This window comes from Dyella jiangningensis, from assembly GCF_003264855.1.
In the GTDB taxonomy this organism is placed as follows: domain Bacteria; phylum Pseudomonadota; class Gammaproteobacteria; order Xanthomonadales; family Rhodanobacteraceae; genus Dyella; species Dyella jiangningensis_C.
On the sequence record NZ_NFZS01000006.1, the window covers coordinates 210,160 to 219,621 of the forward strand.

The 9,462-nt window shown below is 65.9% G+C and carries 7 protein-coding genes and 1 pseudogene; 4 read left to right on the forward strand and 4 right to left on the reverse strand.

What is annotated here, in order from left to right; genetic code table 11:
• The first annotated feature begins 299 nt into the window (after nucleotides 1-299).
• Nucleotides 300-2,006 carry an ArnT family glycosyltransferase gene (locus CA260_RS20185; protein ID WP_111984853.1) on the forward strand — a complete coding sequence of 569 codons (1,707 nt, stop codon included), beginning with the start codon at nucleotides 300-302 and terminating at the stop codon, nucleotides 2,004-2,006.
• Between the two features lie 4 nt (nucleotides 2,007-2,010).
• A complete protein-coding gene (locus tag CA260_RS20190) occupies nucleotides 2,011-2,331 on the forward strand; it encodes a hypothetical protein (RefSeq protein ID WP_111984854.1) in 321 nt (106 codons plus the stop codon).
• Nucleotides 2,332-2,535: 204 nt separating this feature from the next.
• Here CA260_RS20190 and CA260_RS20195 read toward each other — a convergent pair whose 3' ends face one another.
• On the reverse strand, nucleotides 2,536-3,417 hold the full coding sequence (locus tag CA260_RS20195) for a lipid A biosynthesis acyltransferase (protein WP_111984855.1): 882 nt from the start codon (nucleotides 3,415-3,417) through the stop codon (nucleotides 2,536-2,538).
• A gap of 137 nt (nucleotides 3,418-3,554) precedes the next feature.
• Between CA260_RS20195 and dtd the strand changes: the two genes are divergently transcribed.
• On the forward strand, nucleotides 3,555-3,995 hold the full coding sequence (gene dtd, locus CA260_RS20200) for a D-aminoacyl-tRNA deacylase (protein ID WP_111984881.1): 441 nt from the start codon (nucleotides 3,555-3,557) through the stop codon (nucleotides 3,993-3,995).
• A 166-nt stretch (nucleotides 3,996-4,161) separates the two neighbouring features.
• Nucleotides 4,162-6,021 (forward strand): RNA polymerase sigma factor RpoD, encoded by a 1,860-nt coding sequence (gene rpoD / locus CA260_RS20205; protein WP_111984856.1) that lies wholly within the window; start codon nucleotides 4,162-4,164, stop codon nucleotides 6,019-6,021.
• Between the two features lie 198 nt (nucleotides 6,022-6,219).
• On the opposite strand, the gene CA260_RS20210 is transcribed toward rpoD, so the two are convergent.
• From CA260_RS20210 to CA260_RS21545, 3 genes and pseudogenes are all read right to left on the reverse strand, one after another.
• The gene (locus tag CA260_RS20210) at nucleotides 6,220-6,591 is read right to left on the reverse strand and encodes a nuclear transport factor 2 family protein (RefSeq protein ID WP_111984857.1); all 372 of its coding nucleotides are present in this window, start codon (nucleotides 6,589-6,591) and stop codon (nucleotides 6,220-6,222) included.
• Nucleotides 6,592-6,685: 94 nt separating this feature from the next.
• Nucleotides 6,686-8,290 carry a S10 family peptidase gene (locus CA260_RS20215; protein WP_111984858.1) on the reverse strand — a complete coding sequence of 535 codons (1,605 nt, stop codon included), beginning with the start codon at nucleotides 8,288-8,290 and terminating at the stop codon, nucleotides 6,686-6,688.
• A gap of 1,024 nt (nucleotides 8,291-9,314) precedes the next feature.
• Nucleotides 9,315-9,462 (reverse strand): annotated as a pseudogene (locus CA260_RS21545) (IS30 family transposase); the annotation flags it as partial.

Consider the following 9,462-nt stretch of genomic DNA (forward strand, 5'->3'; position numbering starts at 1 on the left):
GGACTGAGAGGGGCCCGTACCCTCACCCCAACCCCTCTCCCGAGGGGAGAGGGGCTGACGCTCGAGCTCTTCCCCCGATAAAAGTTGAGCCTGACCCTTGAACCCTTCTCCCTCCGGCGACCCGAAGGTAGTCCCTGTGGGAGAGAAGGTACCGGCCCCACGGGACATCCTTCGGTCGCAGGCGGATGAGGGTCCGGGGCGGAGCGAAGCACGGCCCTCTTGCACTCCCTGAATTCCCGTTCGGACCGGCCTGCGCGGCTCGGGATAGAATCGTCTCAACACCATCAAGAAGACTGCCCGTGGCATCCAGCAGCTACAGCCGCTCCGAACACCTGCGCTCCCTCTGGCCCTGGCTGCCACTGTGGGCCCTGGCCGCTTTGCTGGCGATCTTCTCGCACGGTCCGATGCCGCTGTACTCCACCCGCACGCTTGCCGTCGCGTGGGAGATGTGGAACCACCATCACTGGCTGGTGCCGCACATCAATGGCCAGCCGTACAGCGAGAAGGTGCCGCTGCTGTTCTGGCTGATCCACGCCGGCTGGGCGGTGTTTGGCGTCAACGACATCTGGCCGCGCGTGCTGGAAGTGATCTTCGGCGGCGCGCAGCTGGTGCTGGTCTCGGTACTGGCGACGCGGCTGTTCCCCAACCGCCCGTGGGTGGCCAAGGGCGCGCCGTGGATGCTGCTGGCGCTGGGTTATGCGTTCCTGTTCGGCCTGCAGATCATGTACGAGGTGCTGCTGGCCGTCTGCGTGCTGGCCTCCCTGCTGTGCCTCACGCCCAAGCCGCAGCGCGCGGAGCCGCGCTGGGTGCTGTTCGGCCTGTGCGTCGGCGCCGGCCTGCTGACCAAGGGTCCGGTGATGTTCCTGCACATCGCCTTCCCGTGGCTGCTGGGCCCGCTGTGGAACGACTGGGCCCGTGACAACCGCGCGCGCTGGTACGGCCGTGGCGTGCTGGCCCTGCTGCTGGGCGGCGCGATGCTGCTGGCGTGGGCGCTGCCGGCCGGTTTCTCCGGTGGCGAGGCCTACCGCCAGCGGCTGTTCTTCACCCAGACCGCCGGCCGCGTGGTGGATGCGTTCGACCACGCCCGCCCGTTCTGGTGGTACCTGCCGATGATCCCGGCGCTGCTGTTCCCGTTCAGCGGCTGGCCGCGCGCGTGGGCGGCGCTGATCACGCTGCGTCGACCGCTCGACAGCGGCATCCGCTTCGCGCTGTGCTGGCTGCTGCCGGTGATGCTGTGTTTCTCCTTCATCAGCGGCAAGCAGCTGTACTACCCGTTGCCGGAATTCGCCGGTGCGGCCTTGCTCATCGCCGGCGCGGTCGCGGTGCTGCGCGACCAGCGTGCGCAGCTCGCCAACAATGCCTGGCTGGGCACCTGGCCACTGGGCGTGGGCGGCATCCTGTTCGGCGTGTTCCTGTTCGTGCTGCCGGTGCTGGTGGCGCACAACGACCTGCACGGCGAATGGTTCGACAGCACGCAGCGCTACAGCCGCTTCTTCAGCATCGTGTTCGTGCTGCTCGGCGGCCTGTTGCTGGTGCGCGGCCGCGGCGAAGTACGTCGACTCGCCTTTGCCGGCCTGCTTGGCACGCTGGCGCTCAATACGCTGTTTACCCTGACCATGTGGCAGAACTTCGACCTGCGTCCGTCCGCACACCTGCTGGGCGCTGCGGATGCCGAAGGTCGGGCGATCGGCTACCTGGGCAATTACGAGGGCCAGTTCCACTTCGAAGGCCGCATCACCCGTCCGATCGAGCGGCTGAGCGAGGGTGAGTCCCTGCAGAAGTTCGCGCAGGAGCATCCGGACGGCCTGGTCGTGGCCCGTCCGGAGAAGCTGGAGCCGACCGACCTGCGCTACCCGCTGCTGGTGCAGCCGTTCCGCTCCTCGTGGGTGGTGATCTGGCCGGCCAAGTCGCTGGCGGACCTGCGTGCCGGCCGCGTGCCGGCCGAGCCGCCGCATCCGACGCGGATCTACCAGGTCGACGAATGGCGCTTCCGCGCCCTGCAGTAAGCCCATGAACGACACGCTGATCGCCAACCTGCGAGCGCAATGCGGCGGCCCACGCGATGGCGCGTTGCTGCGCTTCTCGCTTGGCAACGCGTTGCTTGGCGCGGGCGATGCGGCGGGCGCGGCGGCCGAACTGAAGCGGGCGCTGGCGTTCGATGCGAACTATTCGGCGGCCTGGAAACTGCTGGGCAAGGCCCTCCTGGCGCTGGACGACAGGGCGGGCGCCGCCGAGGCCTGGCGGCAAGGCATGGCTGTGGCGCAAGCGCGCGGCGACAAGCAAGCCGAGAAAGAAATGACGGTGTTCCTGCGGCGGATCGAGAACCCGTAGCCCGCAAACGTGCGGTCATTCCGGCACCGGTCGGACGAGCGCGAAGCGCGCAGAACACCTGAAGGGCAGCGACCGAAGCGAGCCACCCAGTGGCGGCGATGCGTGTTTTTCGCGCGGTACTTGATGACCGCTCCCGCGAAACCCTGGCACTCAGGCAAGGCGATGCCGGCCTGCGCCGGCATGACGGCGCCGAAGGAGGCTTGCTCAGTCGTACGGGCTACGCCAGGCGTCCGCCGAATAACGCTTGTAATGCCACTGGTACTGCGTAAAGGCCAGTTCCACGCATTGCTCCACGCCACGATTGAGGGCGCGGCAGGCGACGGCCAGGTCCGCGTCGTCCAGCCCCGCCGGTGCGGGCAGCAGGTGGATGCGAAACCCCTCGCCGCGCGGCAACCGCTCGGCGAACGCGAACAGCACGGTGGCGCCGGTGCGCGCCGCCAGCCGCGGCAGCAGCACCATGGTCAGCGCCTGCTGGCCGAAGAACGGGGCGACCTCGCCTTCGCCCGCGCGCGGCTTCTGGTCGGGCAGGATGCCGACGGTGCCGCCCGCGGCCAGCCGCTTGTACAGCGTGCGCACGCCCGCGCCTTCGGCGCGCACCTGCTCGGGCGCCAGCGCGCCGCGCACCTTGCGCAGCAGGCCCTCCACCGCGGCGATGCGCGGGGGGCGATAGAGGATGGCCATCGGCGTCTTGCGGCACAGCCAGTAGTTCAGCAACTCCCAGCAGCCCAGGTGCGGCGCGGCGATGATCACGCCCTTGCCGGCAGCCAGCGCGGCGTCGAACAGCGCCTCGCCGCGCACGTCGCGCACCAGGTCGAGCGCGCGCTCGGCGTCACGCCCCCAGATGCCGGCGATCTCGATGGCCGACTTGCCGCTTTCCTCCATCACGCTGCGCAGCAGCGCCGCGTGGGCGGCTTCGTCGAGTCCGCGCCGGACGATGCGCAGGTTGACCGAGGTGATGTGCGCGGTCCGGCTATGGCGCCACAGGGAGAACCGGCCGATGGCCGCGCCCAAGCCGTGCAGCGTGTGCAGGGGCAGCTTTCCGAGCAGACGCAGGACGAGATAGAGGAGGGTGATGTCGAATCGCATGAGCGCCGCAGTGTAACCGGCCGCCGTGCCGCTTCACGGTTCGGTGACGTCGCCGCCGCTTCCATTCCTGCGCCCGAGGCTACCGCCGCTGGTAGCCAGGCCCTAAGCTTCCGGCCACTCCAGCCGTTATGCCTTCCATGATCGCCCTGATTCAGCGCGTCCTGTCCGCCCGCGTGGATGTCGACAACGAAACCGTGGGAGCCATCGGCCCCGGCCTGCTGGCGCTGGTCGCCGTGCAGCCCGGCGACGACGAGCCGCGCACGAAACGCATGCTCGAACGGCTGCTCGGTTATCGCGTGTTCGCCGACGAGCAGGGCCGCATGAACCGCTCGCTGGTCGACACCGGCGGCGAGCTGCTGCTGGTCAGCCAGTTCACCCTCGCCGCCGACACCCGTTCCGGCATGCGCCCCAGCTTCACCAGCGCGGCGACGCCCGAGGAAGGCCGGCGCTGGTTCGATCGGCTGGTCGAACTGGCGCGTGCCGCGCACCCCAGGGTGGAAATCGGTCGCTTCGGTGCCCATATGAAGGTGCATCTGGTCAACGATGGTCCGGTCACTTTCTGGCTGGAGACACCATGACCGCCGGTCCGCACCGCGCACCTCCTTCCTCGTCGAGAAAATCCCCGGAAGATGCCTATTTGGCGCGATTTTTGCGTGTCGGCCGTTCCGTTAATTTCACTTGAAAACTGGTCAAAAAAGCATCACATGGGTATACTGATCGGTTCCTGCATACGCGGCGGTAGGTATGAATAGCAAAGCTCCTGAGCAACAGTCTGAAATCAAGGCGCTCATCTCCAAGGGTCTGGAGCAGGGCTACCTGACTTACGCCGAGATCAACGACCACCTGCCCGACGACATCGTCGATCCGGAGCAGATCGAAGACATCATGGCGGTGCTCAAGGGCGTCGGCATCGAAGTGCACGACGCCGCGCCGGATGCCGACCCGCTGTCGGACACCGCCCCGGGCGCGTCCACCGACGATGAAGCCGCCGCCGAAGAAGCCGTGGCGCTGCTGTCGGCCGTCGACTCCGAAGTGGGCCGAACCACCGACCCGGTCCGCATGTACATGCGCGAGATGGGCACGGTCGAGCTGCTGACCCGCGAGGGCGAAATCGCCATCGCCAAGCGCATCGAGGAAGGCCTGGGCCAGGTGCAGACCGCGCTCGCCAGCTTCCCGCTGACCATCGAGCTGCTGCTCGAGGAATACGACCAGCACCTGGACGGCAAGCGCCGCCTGAGCGAGATCCTGGCCGGCTTCGCCGACCTGGAAGAAGCCGCCGATGCTGCCCAGGCCGCCCTGGCTGACGCCGCGGTGGACGACTCCGATGCCGAGGTCGAGGAAGAAGACGACGAGGCTGCGGGCGAAGACGAAGAAGCCGGTCCGACCGGTCCGGACCCGGAAGAGGTCAAGCGCCGCATGGAGCTGCTGCGCGACTACTACGGCAAGTTCCAGAAGGCGGCCGCCAAGGCCACCGACATCAATGACAAGAAGGTCACCAAGCTGCGCGACCAGATGGCTGAGGAGTTCCTCAAGCTCAAGCTGCCGTCCGCGCTGATCGACGGCTTCGTGCGCAAGCTGCGCGAAGTGGTGAACGACATCCGTCACCACGAGCGCGTGCTGATGGACATCTTCGTCAAGCACGTGAAGATGCCCAAGGCCGAGTTCCTCAAGGCGTTCCCCAGCAACGAGGGCAACCTCGAGTGGGCGAACGAGCTGGGCCGCAAGCGCCAGAAGTGGTCGCCGAACATCAAGCCGCACAAGGAAGCGATCGACGCCGAACAGGACAAGCTGGGCGCCATCGAGCGCAAGCTGTTCCTGCCGCTCACCGACATCAAGGAAATCAACCGCACGATGTCGATCGGCGAGGCCAAGGCCCGCCGCGCCAAGAAGGAAATGGTGGAGGCGAACCTGCGCCTGGTGATCTCGATCGCCAAGAAGTACACCAACCGCGGCCTGCAGTTCCTCGACCTGATCCAGGAAGGCAACATCGGCCTGATGAAGGCGGTGGACAAGTTCGAATACCGCCGCGGCTACAAGTTCTCGACGTACGCCACGTGGTGGATCCGTCAGGCCATCACGCGCTCGATCGCCGACCAGGCGCGCACGATCCGTATTCCGGTGCACATGATCGAGACGATCAACAAGATGAACCGCATTTCCCGCCAGATGCTGCAGCAGTTCGGCCGCGAGCCGACGCCGGAGGAGCTGGCCAAGGAAATGGACATGCCCGAGGACAAGATCCGCAAGATCCTGAAGATCGCGAAGGAGCCGATCTCGATGGAAACGCCGATCGGCGACGACGACGATTCGCATCTGGGCGACTTCATCGAGGACACCAACGCGTCCTCGCCGATCGAGTCGGCTACCGAAACGGGCCTGATGGAAACCGTGCGCGACGTGCTCGCCGGCCTCACCCCGCGGGAAGCGAAGGTGCTGCGCATGCGCTTCGGCATCGACATGAATACCGACCACACGCTGGAAGAGGTCGGCAAGCAGTTCGACGTCACCCGCGAGCGCATCCGCCAGATCGAGGCCAAGGCGCTGCGCAAGCTGCGTCACCCGAGCCGCTCGGAACAGCTGCGTTCGTTCCTCGACATCGACTGAGCACTACGCTGGTGCAAGTTGCAAAAAGCCCCGCGAGAGCGGGGCTTTTTGTTTGGGCTCGCGCTGCACCTGTAGGAGCGCACCCAGTGCGCGATCGCGGCGTCGGGACATCCCGCAGATCGGCTTTCGCCATAACCCTCTGCCGACCCAAAGGCCCATCGCGCACTGGGTGCGCTCCTACAGAGAGCAAGAGCACCCTCAACCCATATCGTAGAAAAACTGCTCCGAATCGATCTTGTCGTCCTTGACGTGGTACACGCAGACCTCGGTCATGGTGTTGCGCCCGTATTCCTTCATGGTCACGTCGAGTGACATCGTGATGGTGAACCAGTTGCCCGCGACGAGCGGCTCGCTCACCTCAATGCCGTGGATTTCCTGCACGCCGGCCTGGAAACGCTTGCCCTTCTCCAGGATCGCATCGAGGCCTTTCACGTTGCCCAGCGGGCCATTCGCCGCCGCCTCCGGCTCGGTGCTCACGGCATCCTTGGCGTACAGCTCATGTTGCGCCTCCTCGAACTGGCCATGGCGACACATGGCGACCAGGCGTTTGGCGACGGCTTCGGTACTCATGGCGGGAACTCCGACAAAGTGGGTCTCGCGAGACTAGCGCCGCGCCCGGAAGCCGGGCGTGAAGGCGCGGCGGTTGTCCGCCGCACCTGGCCGATCAGTGCTTGCCGACGTTGTCGGTTTCGCCGATGAAGCGCGCCACGTTGTCATGCAGCTGCTTCAGCGAATCCTCGTGCGCATAGACCATGTGGCCCGACGGGTACCACGAGTACGAGATGTTCTTCTGCAGCGTCGCCGGGATCGGCATGTGGTGCATCTCGTAGTCGGCCGCGAAATACGGCGTGGCGAGATCGTAGTAACCGCCATGCAGCGACACGCGCAGGTTCGGGTTGGTCTTCATCGCCGTGGCGAGATCGGGCATCACGTTGGTGGACTGCTGCAGCGACTCGGTGGCGCCCGGCGCCTTGTGCGCGAATTCCCAGTGGTCGATGTCGGCGAACAGGCGGTAGCTCTGGCCATCGCCGAACTTCAGGTCGCGTCGCACGTAGTCGTTGAACGCGGCCACGTAGGCCGAGCTGATCGCCGAGGACTGCGGATCGTATTCAGACGACTTGCTGAGCGGATCGAGCGACGGACCGGAGAAACGGGTGTCCAGACGGCCGGTGGTGATGTCGCCGTCGGCCTGCAATTCGTGCTCGAACATGCCGCCGTCGACGCGCAGGTTGGCCTTCACCAGGTAGGCCACCGGCAGGCCAGTGTACTGATGCAGGCGCTGCGCCACCGCCTGCTTGCGCGCGTCATCCAGGCGCGAGCCGGCCATCAGGGCCGAGGCGTAGTCGGTCAACGCGAACTGTTCCACCTCGCGCAGGAACGGTTCCAGTGCGGCCGGCTGCTGCGGCAGCTTGTGGTGGTAGTAAGCGGTGGCTGCGTAGGTGGGCAGGCCCACGACATACGGCAGGTCCACGCCGGGATTGTTGGCCGCGCCGTCGATACTGGTGTCGAAGGCGAGGATCTGCGAGAGCAGGATCACGCCATTGAGGTCGACACTGTCCTCGTTCTCCAGGATGTTCGCCACCACCGCCGAACGCGTGGTGCCGTAGCTTTCGCCGAACAGGTATTTCGGCGAGTTCCAGCGGTTGTACTTGGAGAGGAACTGCGTGATGAACTGCGCGAAGGCGTGGCCGTCGCCATCCACGCCGTAGATCTGCTTCTTGCGCTCCTTCATCTGCTCATCGCGCTTGCCCTTGTCCTGCTCGTCGGCGATCAGACGGCTGAAACCGGCACCCGGCGCATCGATGAAGACGAGGTCGGAGGCATCGAGCAGGCTGTAGTCGTTGTTGACCAGGCCGTAGGGCGCGGCAGGCGTATGCGAGTCATCGCTGGTCACCACGCGCTTGGGACCGAACGCGCCCATGTGCAGCCACACCGTGGCGGAACCCGGGCCGCCGTTGTAGATGAAGGTAATCGGCCGCTTGCCCGGTTCCACGCCCTTCTTGAAATAGGCGGCATAGAACATGCTCACCTGTGGCTCGTTCTCCTTGTCGCCGCTGCCATGCAGCACCAGCGTACCCGCTACCGCCTTGTAGTCGATGCTCTTGCCCTCGACCTTCACCGTGCCCGAGGTCTCCGACGACTGCGGCTTCAGCAGCGCGGCCTCCGGCTTGTCGTCGGGCTTCTGGTCCTTGTCGTGCTTGTCCGCGGCATAGGCGCCGGTGCCGAGGGTCAGTGCCGCCAGGGCAATGGCGAGAGGGAGCTTGCGCATGGAGGATGGAACCTTTGGAGGGCGCGGGGCGCGAAGACGCCCAGATTAGGGAGCGCGGGGGAGGGTTTTCATACGCCAGAAGTCATTGGGGATGGTGGAAGGGCCGGGTCTTTTCGGGGCTTTGTGGGGTGCAGGCTGTGCGCGGGCCCTTGGCCCCAGTCCATCGCGTTCCGCATTTTTTTGTAGGAGCGCACCCAGTGCGCGATCGCCGCCCGCCGCGGTCTTCACTCTTCGGCTTTATCGAAGCGCTCGGTTTACGACGGCTCAACTGTGGGGTTTTCGCGATCGGGCTCGTCTGCGGCGGGCTTCCGAGCCGCTGCCGCGGCCCGGGTCACTTTCTCTTGCTTGCCCAAGTCCCACAGGGATTAGCTTCGCGTCAGAAAGTAACCAAAGAGAACGGCACCCCGCTTTGGCGCTGGCCGGGCTACGCCCGACCAGTCCGTGAGGGGCGGCCGGGCTTTTCGACCGGGCTCCTGCCCGGACGAAAAGTGCCCGACGTCCTGTCGGGCACCCCTGCGGGGCCTGTTCGTCCACCCCTCACCGCCACACAGGGGTTTGGTGAAGGCTCGTGCCGCTACGCGGCACATCGCTTCGCGAAGCCTGCGGCCTCGTTGTAGGAGCGCACCCAGTGCGCGACCGCGGACTGGCATGGTTGCCTCGGTCTCTGGTCGTCGTGAGTGTGCAGGGCGAGGTACGTCGCCACGCGGCGGTCGCGCACTGGGTGCGCTCCTACAGAGGTAGGTAACCCTATCGCGAGCACCCGCCTCTCACCCCAGCCCTCTCTCCCACAGGGACTACCTTCGGGTCGCCCGGAGGGGAGAGGGAGAAGGGATGGCCGCGCCCAAGATTCCCTCTCCGTGCAACGAAGCTGCTTTAAGTCCTCTTCGCTTCGGTGCGTTGCGGTGTAGCGGCTTCGTTCGAGGTAGTAACGAGCGCTTCCCGGCTAACCTCGGTCGTCAGGCTCTATCCTTCATATCGCTACGAGCCTTGGCTCTCAAGGCCATTTTCTTTGGGTTAGGCGGTGTCAATCTAGAAGTGCATCATCGATGGCCTGAGCGAGGTCATCGCGCCCCAGTGCCCGCATGAGCATCTCCGCCGGACAGTGATAGTCGAGGGTGGCTCGTGGACGCAGGTTCATCTCCCGCGCGATGGCATCGAGCTTGCGCTGGCTG